Here is a 17,245-nt window from a genome sequence, read left to right as displayed (position 1 = left end):
CACGGCGGGGCATTTCGCTGCAGAATGTGCCCCTATCGTCGTGCATCAAGCGTCGACCATGGCCATGGCCGCCTCCACATCAACTGCAACAAGGCGTGAACATCCCGGCTCATGCATGGTCACCCCCATCAATTGGTCCGCCATCTCCATGGCAATCTTGTTATGGGTGATGTAGATGAACTGCACGCTTTCACTCATTTCCTTGACCAGACGCGCGTAGCGCCCGACGTTGGCATCGTCCAGCGGCGCATCGACCTCGTCGAGCATGCAGAACGGTGCGGGGTTCAACTTGAAGATGGCAAACACCAGCGCCAAAGCGGTCAGTGCCTTCTCGCCGCCGGACAGCAGATGGATGGTGCTGTTCTTCTTGCCCGGCGGTCGCGCCATGATCGTTACCCCTGTATCGAGTAGATCTTCGCCCGTCAGTTCCAGATAAGCGCTGCCACCACCGAAAACTTTTGGGAAAAGTGCCTGTAATCCGGCATTTATCTGATCAAAGGTATCCTTGAAGCGGTTGCGGGTTTCCTTGTCGATCTTGCGGATGACGTTTTCGAGGGTCTCCAGCGCTTCGACCAGGTCGGCGTCCTGAGCGTCCAGGTATCGTTTGCGCTCGGATTGCTGCTCGTATTCTTCGATGGCCGCCAGGTTGATCGCCCCCAGGCGCTGGATGCGCGCTTCAAGCTGCTCCAGTTCCTGTTCGGTACCCTGCTCGCTGGCCTCGGTTTCCAGGGTGGCGAGCACGCCTTGCAGGTCATAGCCGTCGGCCAGCAACTGCTCTTGCAGGGTCTTGCGCCGCACATCCAGGCCCTGGCACTCCAGGCGCAACTGCTCCAGTTGACCACGCAGCAGCTGGGCCTGCTGCTCGGCCTGGGTACGGCGTTTTTCGGCATCGCGCAGTTCGCGGTCAGCTTCGTCCATGTGCAGGCGAGCCAGGCGCATTTCCTCGTCGACGCTCATGCGCCGCTCCAGCAGCTCCTCCAGTCTCAGGCGCAGTTCTTCCTGCGGGGCTTCACCCTCCTCCAGGTTCAGGCTCAGTTGTTCCTGGCGCTCGGTCAGGCGCGCAGCTTGCTGCTCCAGACGCTCCAGCGCCTGGCGGGTGGAGTCGTGCTGGGCACGCAACGACCCCAGGCGCACCGCCAGCTGGTGAGCGTGGTCCTTGTGCTGGCGGGCCTCCTGACGCACCCGGTCAAGGCTTTCGCGCAGGGTGTCGCGGCGGGCCATCAACTGTTCGCGCTGCTCGGTGTCCTGGGCCATGAGCTCCAGAGCCTCTTGCAGCAGCAGGCGTGCTTCGCCCAGTTGCTCGTGTTCCAGGGCGCGCTGCTCTTCCAGCTCGCCCAGCTCTTCGTGCAGGCGGCGGCGGCGCAGCTCGACCTGCTCGGCGCGCGCGCGGCTGGCCGAAAGACTGGCCTTCAGCTCGCCGTGCAGGCGGTTTTCATCCTGTGTGCGGCGGCGCAACTGTTCGCGCTGCTCCTCCAGGTCCAGTTGCTGCTCGCGCAGCGCCTGCAACTGTTGATCGAGCTGTTCCAGCGCCGCTTCCTGCTCCAGTTGTTCCTGGCCCAGGCGTTCGATTTCCTGGCCGCGCGCCAGCACGCCGCCTTCGGCCTCGCCACCTCGGCGTACCCGCAGGAAGTGCCGGCCGACCCAGTAGCCATCACGACTGACCAGGCTCTGCCCTTCGCCGAGCGACCCGCGCTGCTCCAGTGCCTGAGCCAGGTCTTCCACAGGCCTGACCTGGCCCAGCCAGGGCGCCAGGTCGATACGGCCCTCAACCTTCTCCAGCAAGCTGCCGGGCAACGTCGCCCCCGCGCCGACGGCCAGCAGCAAGCGCAGCTCACCCTGTTCCAGGCCCGCAAAATCGAGGTCGTTGAAATCGTCCACCAGCACAGCCTGCAGATCGGCGCCAAGCACCGTCTCTACCGCCAGCTCCCAACCCGGCTCCACCCGCAAGCCTTCGGCCAGCCGCGGCTGTTGCTCCAGCCCTTGGCCGTGCAGCCATTGCGCAGCACCTGCGCCCGGCTCCAGGGCGGCCTGCTGCAAGGCTTCAAGCGAGGCCAGGCGCCCGCCCAGGCGCTGCAGGTCGCCCTGTGCCTGCTGTTGCGCCCGGGTGGCCTGCTGCAGTTGCTCGCGCGCGCTTTCCAGGCGCTCGATCACCTGCTCTTCGCAGAGCTGCAGTTCTTCCAGCAGCATTTCGCTGCTGGCCAATTGCTCGGCCAGTTCGAACATGGCGGCATCCTGCGGGTCGCTGCCCAGTTGCTCGCGCTCCTCGACCAACTTGCGCTGGCGCTCGGCCTGGCGCTCAAGGCTGGTTTCCAGCTGCTGCAGGCGCGCCTGCTGCACTTCGGCCTGGCGGCGCGGTTCGGCGGAGCGGCTGTTGAAGCTGTCCCACTGCTCCTGCCAGCCGTGCATGCCCAGCTCGGCCTCTTCAAGCGCGGCAGCGGCTTCCTCGGCAGCCGCCAGGGTCATTTCCTGCTCGGGTTCGAGCATGACCAGCTCTTCGCTCAGGGTTGCCAGCAAGGTACGGTCGTGCCCCAGGTGCGATTCGGTTTCCAGGCGTGTGCGCTCGGCTTCCTTGAAGTCGTCCTGCAACTGGCGCAGGCGCTGCTGGCCGTGCTGAATGCTCTGCTCGACCCGGGCGATGTCACCGGCCACCGAGTAGAAACGGCCCTGCACCTGGTTGAAGCGTTCGGACAGTTCGTGATGACCGTCGCGCAGGCGTTCGATACTGGCATCGGCATTGCGCTGCTCGGCCACCAGCGCCTCGTGAGAAACGCCCTGGTCGCCGATCACCGATTCGCGCTGGCGGACTTGTTCGTCCAGGCCTCGCCAGCGCAAGGCAGACAGGCGCGCTTTCATCTGCCGCTCCTGAGCCTTGTACTCACGGTACTTCTCGGCGGCCTGGGCCTGGCGATGCAGACGCTCCAGCTGGCGCTCGAGCTCTTCGCGCAGGTCGGTCAGACGCGCCAGGTTTTCCTGGGTGCGGCGGATGCGGTTCTCGGTTTCGCGGCGGCGCTCCTTGTATTTGGAAATGCCCGCCGCTTCCTCGATGAAGTTGCGCAGCTCCTCGGGCTTGGCCTCGATCAGCTTGGAGATCATGCCCTGCTCGATGATCGAGTAGCTGCGCGGCCCCAGCCCCGTCCCGAGGAAGATATCGGTGATGTCACGCCGGCGGCACTTGGTGCCGTTGAGGTAATAGCTGTTCTGCCCGTCGCGGGTAACCTTGCGGCGGATCGAAATCTCGGCGTAGGCGGCATACTCGCCGACCAGGGTGGTTTCGCTGTTGTCGAACACCAGTTCGATACTGGCCTGGCTGACCGGCTTGCGGCCACTGGAGCCGTTGAAGATGACGTCGGTCATCGACTCGCCGCGCAGGTTTTTCGCCGAACTCTCGCCCATCACCCAACGCACCGCGTCGATGATATTGGACTTGCCGCAGCCGTTTGGGCCGACCACGGCCGCCATGTTGCTGGGGAAGTTGACCGTGGTCGGATCGACGAACGACTTGAACCCGGCCAGGCGAATGCACTTCAGGCGCATCGGTCAGCCTCTGGCCAGTGCCGCCAGCACCAGTTCGCAGCTGCGCTGGCCATAGGCGGTGAGCACCTCGCGAATGCGCGGCAGGTCGCGGGAGACCACGGCTTCGAGCAGGCGGGCGAACAGGTCGAGATAGTCGATCATGTTGGCCTGGCGCTGGTCCAGCGACAGGTAATAGGCACGGCTCATGGCCGGTTGCAGGTTTTCCACGGTTTCCTGCAGGAACGGGTTGTCGGCGAACGGATAGGCCGCACGCATGACCGCAAAACTGTCGGCGACGAAGGTCTTGATGTCGAGCTGGTCATGGGCACGCTGCAGCCGCTGCTGGATCTCCAGAAACGGGCGCAGGTCGGCTTCGGTGCGCCATTTTTGCGCAACCGCATTGCCCAGCAGGATGTAGAACTCGCCCATCAGCGAGCACAGGCTACGAACGCTGCGTTCGTCCAGTTCGGTGACATGGGCACCACGTCGCGGCAGGATCGCCACCAGATGGCGGCGTTCGAGGATCAGCAGTGCTTCGCGCACCGAGCCGCGGCTGACGTTGAGCGCCTGGGTAACCTTCTGCTCCTGGATACGTTCGCCCGGCGCCAGCTCGCCGCGGATGATGCGTTCGGCCAGGTAATCGGCAATCTGCTCGGAGAGGCTGTCCGGGGCCTTGAACGTCATGGTTTTCCTTCAAAATCATTGAACTGGGCACAAGGGGCGAATTGTAGCGTACTTGGGCGGTAATCGCGCAGAGGGGCCAGGTGGTTTATTTGACCTTTCAGACAGCCACGCGCCCGGCGCGATCTATGCTTGGAATAGAGGCAGTGTGTGCGGCTGGGCATGGATACGTGCATTTTCTTGACCTTTGAGTCAGAAAAATATTGACCTGCCAGACAGGTCTTGCTTAGAGTCCGCCCAACAACAATAAAACCATTGCGAGGCCATCCCCGTGATCCAGTTTCTCGTCAACCAGGAGCTGCGTAGTGAGCACGCCCTGGACCCTAACATGACAGTGCTGCAGTACCTGCGCGAGCACCTGGGCAAACCCGGCACAAAGGAGAGCTGCGCCAGTGGTGACTGCGGTGCGTGCACCGTGGTGGTCGGTGAACTGAGCCAGGACGACCAAGGCAACGACAGCCTGCGCTACCGCAGCCTCAATTCGTGCCTGACCTTTGTGTCGTCGCTGCACGGCAAGCAACTGATCAGCGTCGAGGGGCTCAAGCACCAAGGCCAGCTGCACAGCGTGCAGCAGGCCATGGCCGATTGCCATGGATCGCAGTGCGGCTTCTGCACCCCCGGCTTTGTCATGTCGCTGTTCGCCCTGCAAAAGAACAGCAGCGGCCCTGACCTGCACCAGGCCCAGGAAGCCCTGGCTGGCAACCTGTGCCGCTGCACCGGTTACCGGCCGATCCTCGACGCCGCCGAGCAGAGCTGCCGCCAGCCCTGCCGCGACCAGTTCGATGCCCAGCAGGCGCAAACCATCAGCCGCCTCAAGGCCATTGCCCCGACGCAGACCGGCGAGCTGAACAGCGGCGACAAGCGCTGCCTGGTGCCGCTGACCGTGGCGGATCTGGCCGACCTGTACAGCTCGCACCCCGAAGCGCGGCTGCTGGCCGGTGGTACCGACCTGGCGCTGGAAGTCACCCAGTTCCACAAGACCTTGCCCGTGATGATCTACGTCGGCCACGTGGCCGAGCTCAAGCGCATCGAGAAAACCGCCAGCCACCTGGAAATCGGCGCCGCCACCCCGCTCACCGACTGCTATGGCGCGCTTAACGAGGAATATCCCGACTTCGGCGCCCTGCTGCACCGCTTTGCCTCGCTGCAGATACGCAACCAGGGCACCCTCGGCGGCAACATCGGCAACGCCTCGCCAATCGGCGACTCGCCACCCCTGCTGATCGCCCTGGACGCGCAGGTGGTGCTGCGCCAGGGTGAACGCCAACGGGTGATGCCACTGGAAGACTACTTCATCGACTACCGCATCACGGCTCGCCAGGACAGCGAGTTCATCGAGAAGATCATCGTACCGCGCGCCTCCAGTGACTGGGCGTTCCGCGCCTATAAAGTGTCCAAACGCCTGGACGACGACATCTCGGCCGTGTGCGCAGCCTTCAACCTGAGCATCGAAGACGGTGTGGTCAGCGGTGTGAGGATCGCCTTCGGCGGCATGGCGGCGATACCCAAGCGCGCCCGTGCCTGCGAGGCAGCGTTGCGCGGCAAGCCGTGGAACCAGGCCGCCATCGAGCGCGCCTGCCAGGCCCTGGCCGAGGACTTCACCCCGCTCAGCGACTTCCGCGCCAGCAAGGAATACCGCCTGCTGACCGCGCAGAACCTGCTGCGCAAGTACTTCATCGAACAGCAAACGCCGCACATCGAAACCCGGGTGACCGCTTATGTCTAACCATCACGTAGCCAAGAGCCAGGCCGAGATGGCCGAACTGTTCAGCCAGGACCTGACCACCGGGGTCGGCCGCAGCGTCAAGCACGACAGCGCCGACAAGCATGTATCCGGCGAGGCTGTGTACATCGACGACCGCCTGGAATTCCCCAACCAGTTGCACGTCTACGCCCGCACCGCCGACCGCGCCCATGCGCGCATCCTGCGCATCGACACCACGCCGTGCTATGCCTTCGAGGGTGTGCGCATTGCCATCACCCACGAAGACATCCCCGGCCTGAAAGACATCGGCCCGGTGGTGGCCGGCGACCCATTGCTGGCCATCGACAAGGTCGAGTTCTTCGGCCAGCCGGTGCTCGCTGTCGCTGCCCGCGATCTTGAAACCGCACGCAAAGCGGCCATGGCCGCCATCGTCGAGTACGAAGACCTGGAGCCGGTGCTGGACGTGGTCGAGGCGCTGCGCAAGAAGCACTTCGTGCTCGATAGCCACACCCACCAGCGCGGCGATTCGGCTGCCGCCCTGGCCAGCGCCCCGCACCGCATTCAGGGCACCCTGCACATCGGCGGCCAGGAGCACTTCTACCTGGAAACGCAGATTTCCTCGGTCATGCCCACCGAAGACGGCGGCATGATCGTCTACTGCTCCACGCAGAACCCCACCGAAGTGCAGAAACTGGTCGCCGAAGTGCTCGACGTGCCGATGAACAAGGTGGTGCTGGACATGCGCCGCATGGGTGGCGGTTTTGGCGGCAAGGAAACCCAGGCCGCCAGCCCGGCATGCCTGTGCGCGGTAGTCGCGCGCCTGACCGGCCAGCCAACCAAGATGCGCCTGCCGCGGGTCGAAGACATGACCATGACCGGCAAGCGCCACCCGTTCTACGTCGAGTATGACGTGGGCTTCGACGACAACGGCCGGCTGCACGGTATCAATTTCGACCTGGCCGGCAACTGCGGCTATTCGCCCGACCTGTCCGGTTCGATCGTCGACCGTGCCATGTTCCACTCCGACAACGCTTACTACCTGGGCGATGCCACCGTCCACGGCCACCGCTGCAAGACCAACACCGCCTCCAACACCGCCTACCGCGGCTTTGGCGGCCCACAGGGTATGGTCGCCATCGAGCAGGTGATGGACCATATCGCCCGTCATCTGGGCCGTGACCCACTGGCCGTGCGCAAGGCCAACTACTACGGCAAGACCGAACGCAACGTCACCCACTACTACCAGACCGTCGAGCACAACATGCTCGAGGAGATGACCGCCGAACTGGAAGCCAGCAGCGACTACGCCGAACGCCGCGAGTCGATCCGCCGCTTCAACGCCAACAGCCCGATCCTGAAGAAAGGCCTGGCACTGACACCGGTCAAGTTCGGCATTTCGTTCACCGCCACCTTCCTCAACCAGGCCGGTGCACTCATCCATATCTACACCGACGGCAGCATTCACCTGAACCACGGCGGCACCGAAATGGGCCAGGGCCTGAACACCAAGGTGGCCCAGGTGGTGGCGCAGATCTTCCAGGTGGACTTCAGCCGCATCCAGATCACTGCCACCAACACCGACAAGGTACCCAACACCTCGCCAACCGCAGCGTCGAGTGGTGCCGACCTGAACGGCAAGGCGGCGCAGAACGCGGCCGAAATCCTCAAGAAACGCCTGACCGAGTTTGCCGCACGGCATTATCAGGTGACCGAGGAAGACGTCGAATTCCGTAACGGCCATGTGCGGGTGCGCGACCAGATCGTCAGCTTCGAGCAACTGGTGCAGCAGGCTTACTTCGCTCAGGTGTCGCTGTCCAGCACCGGGTTCTACCGCACGCCGAAGATCTTCTACGACCGCAGCCAGGCACGCGGCCGGCCGTTCTACTACTTCGCCTTTGGCGCTGCCTGCGTGGAAGTGATCGTCGATACGCTGACCGGCGAATACAAGATGTTGCGCGCCGACATCCTGCACGACGTGGGCGATTCGCTGAACCCTGCGATCGACATCGGCCAAGTGGAAGGCGGTTTCATCCAGGGCATGGGCTGGCTGACCACCGAAGAACTGGTGTGGAACGCCAAAGGCAAGCTGATGACCAACGGCCCGGCCAGCTACAAGATCCCGGCCGTGGCCGACATGCCACTGGACTTGCGGGTGAAGCTGGTGGAAAACCGCAAGAACCCGGAAGACACCGTGTTCCACTCCAAGGCCGTGGGCGAGCCGCCGTTCATGCTGGGCATTGCCGCCTGGTGCGCGATCAAGGATGCCGTGGCCAGCCTCGCCAACTACCGCGTGCAGCCACAGGTGGACGCGCCGGCAACACCGGAGCGGGTGCTGTGGGGCTGTGAGCAGATGCGCAAGGCGGTGGCTGCCACTCAGTCCGCAGAACCGGAGCTGGAAACCGTCACCCAGTAACGCCGCGCTCCGCTTTTTCTGTGGGAGCGGCCTTGTGTCGCGAAAGGGCTGCGCAGCAGCCCCAAATATGTATGTTGCTTTAAATATTCTGGGGCCGCTTCGCGCCCCTATCGCGACACAAGGCCGCTCCCACAAAGAAGCGGACCGCGTTGACCTGAAGAGGATCTGCATCATGCACCAATGGATCAACGCCCTCGCCGACCACCAGTCCCGTGGCGAAGCCTGCGTGCTGGTGACCATCATCGAGGAACGCGGCTCGACACCGCGCAATGCCGGCTCGAAGATGGTGGTCAGCGCCAGCGGTCTGTTCGACACCATCGGCGGCGGCCACCTGGAATACAAGGCGCTGCACATCGCCCGGCAAATGCTCGAAGCGCAGCGCACCACGCCGCACCTTGAGCGCTTCAGCCTCGGCGCCAGCCTGGGCCAGTGCTGCGGCGGCGTGACCGTGCTGCTGTTCGAACCCATGGCCGCCGTGCAGGCTCAGATCGCCGTGTTCGGCGCGGGCCATGTCGGCAGGGCTCTGGTACCCTTGCTCGCGGCGCTCCCCTGCCGGGTGCGCTGGATCGACTCGCGTGAACAGGAATTCCCCGAGCTCATCCCCAACGGGGTGACCAAGGTGGTCAGTGAAGAGCCGGTCGACGAAGTCGCAGACCTGCCGCCCGGCAGCTACTGCATCGTCATGACCCACAACCACCAGCTCGACCTGGAACTGACCGCCGCCATTCTCAAGCGCAACGATTTCACCTGGTTCGGCCTGATCGGCTCGAAGACCAAACGGGTCAAGTTCGAGCACCGCCTGCGCGAGCGAGGCTTCGACGAGGCCATCATGGCACGCATGCGCTGCCCGATGGGCCTGGCCGAGGTCAAGGGCAAGCTGCCCATCGAGATCGCCGTGTCTATCGCCGGTGAAATCATTGCCACTTACAACGCCTGCTTCGGCCAGCACGACGCTGCCGCCAATGCCGGCCCCATTGCCCAATTGCTGCCGCCCTCCCGCCGCAGCCAAGCCATTTGACGAGTGTGTTATGACCGTTACCCGCAAAGCCTACCGTGCCGCCATCCTGCACAGCATTGCCGACCCGGCCGAGGTGGGCCTGGAGGCTTCCCATGAATACTACGAAGACGGCCTGCTGGTGGTCGACGATGGCCGCATCAGCGCCGTTGGGCACGCCAGTGAACTGCTGCCGACGCTGGATGCCGGCATCCCGGTCGAGCACTACCAGGACGCGCTGATCACCCCGGGCTTCATCGATACCCACATCCACTTCCCGCAGACCGGCATGATCGGTTCGTACGGCGAGCAGTTGCTGGACTGGCTGAACACCTACACCTTCCCGTGCGAAAAGCAGTTCGCCGACAAAGGCCACGCCGACCAGGTGGCGAAGATCTTCCTCAAGGAACTGCTGCGCAACGGGACCACCACTGCGCTGGTATTCGGCAGCGTGCACCCGGAATCGGTCAACGCCCTGTTCGAAGAGGCCGAGCGCCTGGACCTGCGCCTGATCGCTGGCAAAGTGATGATGGACCGCAATGCCCCAGACTACCTGACCGACACCGCCGAGTCCGGCTATGCCGAAAGCAAGGCACTGATCGAGCGCTGGCACGGCAAAGGCCGCCTGCACTATGCAGTCACCCCGCGCTTCGCCCCGACCAGCACGCCGCAACAGTTGACCCTGGCCGGCCAACTGCTCAAGGAACACCCCGGCGTGTACATGCACACGCACCTGTCGGAAAACCTCAAGGAAATCGACTGGGTCAAGTCGCTGTTCCCCGAGCAGAAGGGTTACCTGGACGTCTACGACCACTTCGAGCTGCTGGGCGAGCGCTCGGTGTTCGCCCATGGCGTGCACCTGTGCGACGACGAGTGCCAGCGCCTGGCCGAAACCGGCTCGGCCGTGGCCTTCTGCCCCACCTCCAACCTGTTCCTCGGCAGTGGCCTGTTCAACCTGCCCCAGGCCGAGCGGTTCAAGGTCAACGTGGGCCTGGGTACCGACGTTGGCGCCGGCACCAGCTTCTCTCTGCTTAACACCCTGAACGAGGCATACAAGGTGATGCAGCTGCAAGGCGCGCGCCTGCATCCGTACAAATCGCTGTACCTGGCCACCCTCGGCGGCGCCCGCGCACTGCGCCTGGACGACCGTATCGGTAGCCTGCGCCCAGGCAACGATGCCGACTTCGTGGTGCTGGACTACAAGGCCACACCACTGCTGGACTACCGCATCCAGCAGTCCAACAGCATCGAAGAAACCTTGTTCGTGCTCACCACCCTGGGCGATGACCGTACCGTGCGTGAAACCTACGCCGCCGGGCGCTGCGTGCACCAGCGCTAAGGTTCTTTCGCCAGGCCCCGATACAGCGCGCCGCCGATTGCAGCACCGATCAGCGGCGCCACCCAGAACAGCCACAGCTGCTGCAGGGCCCAGCCACCGACGAACAAGGCCGGCCCCGTGCTACGCGCGGGGTTGACCGAAGTATTGGTGATCGGGATCGAGATCAGGTGGATCAGGGTAAGGGCCAGGCCGATGGCGATGGGTGCGAAACCTGCCGGTGCGCGGGCGTCGGTCGCCCCCATGATGACCACCAGGAACATCGCCGTCATCACCACTTCACTGACAAAGCCTGCACCCAGCGTATAGCCACCGGGCGAATGGTCGGCGTAGCCGTTTGAAGCCAACCCCGAAGACAGCTCGAACCCGGCCTTGCCGCTGGCGATGAGGTAGATCACCCCGGCCGCCAGGATGGCACCGATCACCTGGGCGATCACATAAGGCAGCAGCTCTTTGGCCGGGAAGCGCCCGCCGACCACCAGCCCGAACGACACGGCAGGGTTTAGATGGCAACCCGAGATATGGCCGATGGCAAAGGCCATGGTCAGTACGGTGAGGCCGAAGGCGAAGGCGACACCGAGCACACCGATGCCGAGAGGGGAACTGGCTGCGAGTACCGCACTGCCACAGCCACCAAGGACCAGCCAGAAGGTGCCGATCAGTTCGGCACCCATGCGTTTACCGAGGGACATGCTCATGAACCCATTCCTCAAGAAGTTGAACGCAACGAATGCGCAAGCCCAACTGCTTGATGAAGGTTTGCTCACAAGAATTTAGCAGACCTTTGGGTTATGGCCAGTAGTGGCGAGGGGCTGATTTGCAGCCCCTCGATCACACCGGCAAACGTTCAACCCTTGACGGAAACCTTGGGCTTTTTCAGCAAATGCGAGAACACCGCATGCAAATCGTCCGAGGCGCTCTCCTCGTCCAGGTTCAGCTTGCTGTCGATGTGGTCCATGTGATGCATCATCAGGCTCACGGCCTGCTCGGCATCGCGCGCCTCGATGGCATCGATGAGCTGCATGTGCTCATCGTAAGAGCAGTGCGAGCGGTTGCCGCTTTCGTACTGGGCAATGATCAGCGAAGTCTGCGATACCAGGCTGCGCTGGAAACTTACCAGCGGTGCATTGCCCGCCGCTTCGGCCAGCTTGAGGTGGAACTCACCGGACAGGCGAATGCCGGCACCCCGGTCACCGCGCGAAAAGCTGTCGCGCTCCTCACGCACCATCTGCCGCAGCTCGTTAAGCTGATCGGGGGTGGCATGCTGCACCGCCAGCTCGGTGATGGCGCGTTCGACCATGCGCCGCGAGAAGAACACCTGGCGCGCCTCTTCTACAGTCGGGCTGGCCACCACCGCGCCGCGGTTCGGCCGCAGCAGCACCACGCTTTCGTGGGCCAGGCGCGACAAGGCGCGGCGGATGATGGTGCGGCTGACGCCAAAGATCTCGCCCAGCGCTTCCTCGCTCAACTTGGTGCCCGGAGCCAGACGCTGCTCGAGGATCGCCTCGAAAATATGCGCGTAGACGATGTCGTCCTGGGTACCGCTGCGGCCGGCCTTGCCGACTCGTGCAGGTTTTTTCAGAGGTTGCAGCTGTTCGTTCATGGGCTCTCGAGGCACGAAGAGAAAGTATGGCGCCATTGTACACAGGCTGAGGCGATTCCGCAGGGGGCGTTTTACCTATATAGCCGTTGTACGACGCATTGCGCATACAAAACATAAAACATTATTTGCTTTATTTGTACACAAAAGCATAATCCATCGAGCAACTTCTTGACCCTTGAGTCAACAAAAAGGTCAGACGTCTGCCTTCCCTCGCGGAGCCGCCAAGTGCATTGCGCAGGAAACTGGCTCCATAACAACAAGAAAGACTTGAGGAGTACCCGCTGTGGAAAGCCGCAAATCCGAAGCCCCTACGCTGGATCTTGCTCCGCCGCTCGAAACGAGCTGGCTGGAGCGGATTTTCAAACTCAAGCAGCACGGCAGCACTGTCAAAACCGAAATGATCGCTGGGGTGACCACCTTCATCACCATGGCCTACATCATTTTCGTCAACCCCAACATCATGGCTGACGCCGGCATCGACCATGGTGCCGCTTTTGTCGCCACCTGCATCGCCGCCGCGCTGGGCTGCCTGCTGATGGGCCTGTACGCCAACTGGCCGGTGGGCCTGGCGCCAGGCATGGGGCTCAATGCTTTCTTTACCTACACCGTGGTCGGCACCATGGGCTACAACTGGGAAACGGCGCTGGGGGCGGTATTCGTCTCCGGCGTGTTGTTCATGTTCCTGACCTTGTCGAAAGTGCGCGAATGGCTGCTCAACAGCATCCCGGTCAGCCTGCGCCATGCCATGGGGGCCGGCGTCGGATTGTTTCTCGGGCTGATCGGCCTGAAGACCGCAGGCATCATCGTCGACAGCCCCGCCACCCTGATCAAGCTGGGCTCGTTGCATGAGCCGGGGCCGCTGCTGGCGGCCGTGTGCTTCCTGCTGATCGCCATCCTCAGCTACAAGCGAGTATTCGGCGCGATCCTGATCAGCATCATTGGTGTCACCCTGGCGGGCTGGGGCCTGGGCCTGGTCAAGTTTGGCGGGGTGATGTCGATGCCCCCAAGCCTGGCACCGACCTGGATGGCCATGGACGTGGCTGGCGTGTTCAATGTCAGCATGATCAGCGTGGTGCTGGCGTTCCTGTTCGTGCACATGTTCGACACTGCCGGCACGCTGATGGGGGTTGCCCAGCGAGCGAACCTGGTAGCGCCGGACGGGCGTATCGAAGGCCTGTCACGCGCCTTGAAGGCCGACAGTGCTTCCAGCGTATTCGGTGCTGTGGTCGGCGTGCCCCCAGTGACCAGTTATGTGGAGAGTGCCGCAGGTGTCGCCGCAGGTGGCCGTACCGGTTTGACGGCCGTGGTGGTCGGCTTGCTGTTCGTCGCAGCGATGTTCTTCGCCCCGCTGGCGGGGATGATCCCGGCCTACGCGACAGCAGGCGCACTGATCTACGTGGCAATGCTGATGATGGGCAGCATGGCGCACATCCATTGGGACGAAGCCACCGACAGCATTCCGGCGATTGTCACGGTCATCATGATGCCGCTGACCTTCTCCGTTGCCGATGGTATCGCGCTGGGTTTCATCACCTACGTCGCGTTGAAGGCAGGTACCGGCAAGTACAAGGAAATCTCGGCCAGCCTGTGGGTACTGTGCGCAATCTTCATTGCCAAGTTCGTGTTCCTCTGAGCAAGGGCGCTTGGCTTTAGATTTCCAGTGTTTTCGAAATCGAGCGCCGCACGCGCGGCGCATCGCGAGCAAGGTCGCTCCTACGCTTGTTCCGGCCCATTAATGCCTGCGAGGGACGCGCGAACGCCTTGTTGGGACGCCACGATATGGCGCCCTTGCTCAACATTTGAAAGGCCTGCGCGGTCGCCCGTAGGAGCGGGTTTACCCGCGAAAGGGCCGGGCCTGCCGGCCAATCTCCATCCGCCGTTCACCATTGCTGCCACCACCGTATTCGCGGGTAAACCCGCTGCTACAACGGTGGTGGACAGCTGGATACAGGCCCGCCGTAGGAGCGGGTTCACCCGCGAAAGGGCCGGGCCTGCTGGCCAATCTCCACCCGCCGTTCACCGTTGCCGCCGCTACCGTATTCGCGGGTAAACCCGCTCCTACACCTGATCGGGGGTGGACACACATCGGTGATTGAGCGCAGGCCGTCGTAGGAACGGGCTCACCCGCGAAGAGGCCGGCACAGCCAACGCAAAAACAGCAGACGAAAAAAAGCCCGCCAGTGTGAGAGCGGGCCAAAGGACCTACGAAGATTCTTCTAGCGACCAACTAGCTTCCACGATAGGTCGAATAGCTGTACGGCGAAATCAGCAGCGGCACGTGGTAGTGCTCCTGCGACTCGTCGATGCCAAAGCGCAGCACGACAACATCCAGAAACGCCTGGGCCGGCAATTGCACGCCACGGGCGCGGTAGTAATCCCCAGCGCTGAACTGCAACTGGTAAACGCCAGTGCGGTAATCGTCCCCCTGCAACAGCGGCGCGTCGACGCGGCCATCGCTGTTGGTCAGGGCGGTGTTCACCAGCTCCAGCTGCTGGCCTTCGACGCGGTACAGCTCGACCTTGATCGAGCTACCCGGGCAGCCATGCGCGGCATCCAGTACGTGTGTGGTCAAACGTCCCATTGCGTGTCGCCTCTTGTTCAATCTGTGGGCAAAAAATACTCAGCCATCGCACCAGCTTAGCGCCTGCGGCAGGCGGGAATGACGTTATTAAGACATTCCAGCCAAGGATTGTACACAATTTTTTGATCCCCTCTGTCACACCCTCCCTTTGCTGCCCATAAACGACCCATCGGTCGCAAATACACGCACCATAACGATGCCAACCTCATTAGCTGACCAAACAGGCAGGTTTCTTGCACTGTATTTCCAGGTCGCTGTCAGGCGACAAAAGGGAAGAAATGCGGAAAAACAGGCTTACAAAAGATTTCAGAAGTTGTATACAATCAGCCCATCCGGTGGTGCGACATACCGACGCGGCCCGCCCACCCCCCCGCACTAACGCACAAGAAGGAAGACTGCAGTGAGCGCTGATTACCCTCGCGACCTGATCGGTTACGGCAACAACCCTCCTCACCCGCAATGGCCGGGTAACGCCCGCATCGCGCTGTCTTTCGTCCTCAATTACGAGGAAGGTGGCGAACGCAACATCCTGCACGGTGACAAGGAATCCGAAGCCTTCCTGTCCGAGATGGTCGCTGCCCAACCCCTGCAGGGCCAGCGCAACATGAGCATGGAGTCGCTGTATGAATACGGCAGCCGTGCCGGTGTGTGGCGCCTGCTGAAGCTGTTCAAGGACAGCGGCGTGCCACTCACCGTCTTCGCCGTGGCCATGGCCGCCCAGCGCCACCCCGACGTGATCCGCGCCATGGTCGAAGCCGGCCACGAGATCTGCAGCCACGGCTACCGCTGGATCGACTACCAGAACATGGACGAGGCCCAGGAGCGCGAGCACATGCTCGAAGCCATCCGTATCCTCACCGAACTCACCGGCGAGCGCCCGCTGGGCTGGTACACCGGCCGTACCGGCCCGAACACCCGCCGCCTGGTGATGGAGGAAGGTGGTTTCCTCTATGACAGCGACACCTACGACGACGACCTGCCCTACTGGGAGCCGAACAACCCCACCGGCAAGCCGCACCTGGTGATCCCCTACACCCTGGACACCAACGACATGCGCTTCACCCAGGTACAGGGCTTCAACTGCGGCGAGCAGTTCTTCCAGTACCTGAAAGACGCCTTTGATGTGCTGTACGCCGAAGGCGCCGAAGCACCGAAAATGCTTTCCATCGGCCTGCACTGCCGCCTGGTCGGCCGCCCGGCACGCCTGGCTGCACTCAAGCGCTTCGTCGATTACGCAAAAAGTCATGACCAGGTCTGGTTCGCCCGTCGCGTGGATATCGCCCGCCACTGGCACACCACCCACCCGTACAAGAAAGAGAACGCCTGATGACCGCCTTCAATACCCTCAAACCATCCGCCCTGGACCGCGACGCCTTCGTCAAGGCCTTCGCCGACATCTACGAGCACTCGCCGTGGGTTGCCGAAAAAGCCTATGACCTGGGCCAACTGGGCGAGCTGGACGAGATCGAGGCGCTGCACCAGCGCATGAGCGACATCCTGCTCAGCGCCAACCACGCTGACCAGCTCGCGCTGATCAATGCTCACCCGGACCTGGCAGGCAAGGCCGCCATCCAGGGCGAACTGACCGAATCGAGCACCAACGAGCAGGCCGGTGCCGGTATCCACCAGTGCACCGCCGAAGAGTTCGCCCGGTTCACCGAACTGAACGATGCCTACAAGGCCAAGTTCCAGTTCCCGTTCATCATGGCGGTGAAGGGCAGTAACCGGCACCAGATTCTCGCCGCCTTTGAAAAACGCATCCACAACGATGCCGATGCCGAATTCAAGGAAGCCCTGGCGCAGATCAACCTGATCGCCCTGTTCCGCCTGCTGCAGCTGTAAGCAACAGCCGAACCTTATTCAGAAAACGAACAATAGAAGAGATAACCGCATGCGCACCCTGATGATCGAGCCCTTGACCAAAGAAGCCTTCGCCCAGTTCGGAGACGTGATCGAAACCGACGGCAGCGACCACTTCATGATCAACAACGGCTCGACCATGCGCTTTCACAAGCTCGCCACGGTCGAAACCGCCGAGCCTGAAGACAAGGCGATCATCAGCATCTTCCGCGCCGACGCGCAGGACATGCCGCTGACCGTGCGCATGCTGGAGCGCCATCCGCTGGGCAGCCAGGCTTTTATCCCGCTGCTCGGCAACCCCTTTCTGATCGTGGTCGCGCCCGTTGGCGATGCACCTGTATCAGGCTTGGTCCGAGCCTTCCGCAGTAATGGCAGGCAGGGCGTTAATTACCATCGCGGCGTCTGGCACCACCCGGTGCTGACGATCGAAAAGCGGGATGATTTCCTGGTGGTTGATCGCAGTGGTTCTGGCAACAACTGCGATGAGCATTACTTCACCGAGGAACAGATGCTGATCCTCAATCCCCACCAATAAGAAAAGGTCAGTCATCTTCTCGGT

13 protein-coding genes are annotated in these 17,245 nt (G+C 62.7%); 8 read left to right on the top strand and 5 right to left on the bottom strand.

What is annotated here, in order from left to right; translation table 11 throughout:
- Positions 1 to 45 precede the first annotated feature (45 nt).
- Both smc and LMH93_RS07985 read right to left on the bottom strand, forming a co-directional pair.
- A complete protein-coding gene (smc, locus tag LMH93_RS07990; protein ID WP_054889503.1) occupies positions 46 to 3,534 on the bottom strand; it encodes a chromosome segregation protein SMC in 3,489 nt (1,162 codons plus the stop codon).
- Between the two features lie 3 nt (positions 3,535 to 3,537).
- Complete coding sequence (locus LMH93_RS07985) at positions 3,538 to 4,197, bottom strand: GntR family transcriptional regulator (RefSeq protein ID WP_003254317.1); 660 nt, start codon at positions 4,195 to 4,197, stop codon at positions 3,538 to 3,540.
- Positions 4,198 to 4,465: 268 nt separating this feature from the next.
- On the opposite strand from LMH93_RS07985, the gene xdhA reads away from it, so the two are divergent.
- The 4 genes from xdhA (at position 4,466) to guaD (ending at position 10,645) form a co-directional block, all read left to right on the top strand.
- On the top strand, positions 4,466 to 5,920 hold the full coding sequence (gene xdhA, locus LMH93_RS07980) for a xanthine dehydrogenase small subunit (RefSeq protein ID WP_230064972.1): 1,455 nt from the start codon (positions 4,466 to 4,468) through the stop codon (positions 5,918 to 5,920).
- A complete protein-coding gene (gene xdhB, locus LMH93_RS07975; protein WP_230064971.1) occupies positions 5,913 to 8,312 on the top strand; it encodes a xanthine dehydrogenase molybdopterin binding subunit in 2,400 nt (799 codons plus the stop codon). Before xdhA ends, xdhB begins: the two co-directional genes overlap by 8 nt.
- Positions 8,313 to 8,484: 172 nt before the next feature.
- Positions 8,485 to 9,330 (top strand): xanthine dehydrogenase accessory protein XdhC, encoded by an 846-nt coding sequence (gene xdhC, locus LMH93_RS07970; protein ID WP_070096716.1) that lies wholly within the window; start codon positions 8,485 to 8,487, stop codon positions 9,328 to 9,330.
- Between the two features lie 10 nt (positions 9,331 to 9,340).
- Positions 9,341 to 10,645, top strand: coding sequence for a guanine deaminase (gene guaD / locus LMH93_RS07965; protein ID WP_003254322.1), 1,305 nt, complete (start codon positions 9,341 to 9,343; stop codon positions 10,643 to 10,645).
- Here guaD and aqpZ read toward each other — a convergent pair.
- Positions 10,642 to 11,340 carry an aquaporin Z gene (gene aqpZ / locus LMH93_RS07960; RefSeq protein WP_033725980.1) on the bottom strand — a complete coding sequence of 233 codons (699 nt, stop codon included), beginning with the start codon at positions 11,338 to 11,340 and terminating at the stop codon, positions 10,642 to 10,644. The two genes, guaD and aqpZ, sit on opposite strands and share 4 nt — an antisense overlap.
- A 149-nt stretch (positions 11,341 to 11,489) precedes the next feature.
- Positions 11,490 to 12,245 carry a GntR family transcriptional regulator gene (locus LMH93_RS07955; protein WP_004577063.1) on the bottom strand — a complete coding sequence of 252 codons (756 nt, stop codon included), beginning with the start codon at positions 12,243 to 12,245 and terminating at the stop codon, positions 11,490 to 11,492.
- Between the two features lie 283 nt (positions 12,246 to 12,528).
- On the opposite strand from LMH93_RS07955, the gene LMH93_RS07950 reads away from it, so the two are divergent.
- The gene (locus tag LMH93_RS07950; protein WP_004577064.1) at positions 12,529 to 13,878 is read left to right on the top strand and encodes an NCS2 family permease; all 1,350 of its coding nucleotides are present in this window, start codon (positions 12,529 to 12,531) and stop codon (positions 13,876 to 13,878) included.
- Positions 13,879 to 14,472: 594 nt separating this feature from the next.
- On the opposite strand, the gene uraH is transcribed toward LMH93_RS07950, so the two are convergent.
- Positions 14,473 to 14,826, bottom strand: a complete 354-nt coding sequence (uraH, locus tag LMH93_RS07945) for a hydroxyisourate hydrolase (protein WP_003254328.1) — start codon at positions 14,824 to 14,826, stop codon at positions 14,473 to 14,475.
- A gap of 400 nt (positions 14,827 to 15,226) precedes the next feature.
- Between uraH and puuE the strand changes: the two genes are divergently transcribed.
- Genes puuE through LMH93_RS07930 form a run of 3 tightly spaced genes read left to right on the top strand, consistent with a single transcriptional unit; the run spans position 15,227 to position 17,221 of the window.
- Positions 15,227 to 16,153 carry an allantoinase PuuE gene (puuE, locus tag LMH93_RS07940; RefSeq protein WP_003254330.1) on the top strand — a complete coding sequence of 309 codons (927 nt, stop codon included), beginning with the start codon at positions 15,227 to 15,229 and terminating at the stop codon, positions 16,151 to 16,153.
- Positions 16,153 to 16,668 (top strand): 2-oxo-4-hydroxy-4-carboxy-5-ureidoimidazoline decarboxylase, encoded by a 516-nt coding sequence (uraD, locus tag LMH93_RS07935; RefSeq protein WP_004576924.1) that lies wholly within the window; start codon positions 16,153 to 16,155, stop codon positions 16,666 to 16,668. Before puuE ends, uraD begins: the two co-directional genes overlap by 1 nt.
- Positions 16,669 to 16,717: 49 nt before the next feature.
- A complete protein-coding gene (locus LMH93_RS07930; protein ID WP_003254333.1) occupies positions 16,718 to 17,221 on the top strand; it encodes an ureidoglycolate lyase in 504 nt (167 codons plus the stop codon).
- Positions 17,222 to 17,245: the final 24 nt, after the last annotated feature.

The sequence above is a fragment of the Pseudomonas sp. CIP-10 genome, assembly GCF_020911845.1.
Lineage (GTDB): Bacteria > Pseudomonadota > Gammaproteobacteria > Pseudomonadales > Pseudomonadaceae > Aquipseudomonas > Aquipseudomonas alloputida.
Note: the sequence above shows the minus strand (reverse complement) of the source record. Positions and strands in the feature narration are given on the sequence as shown.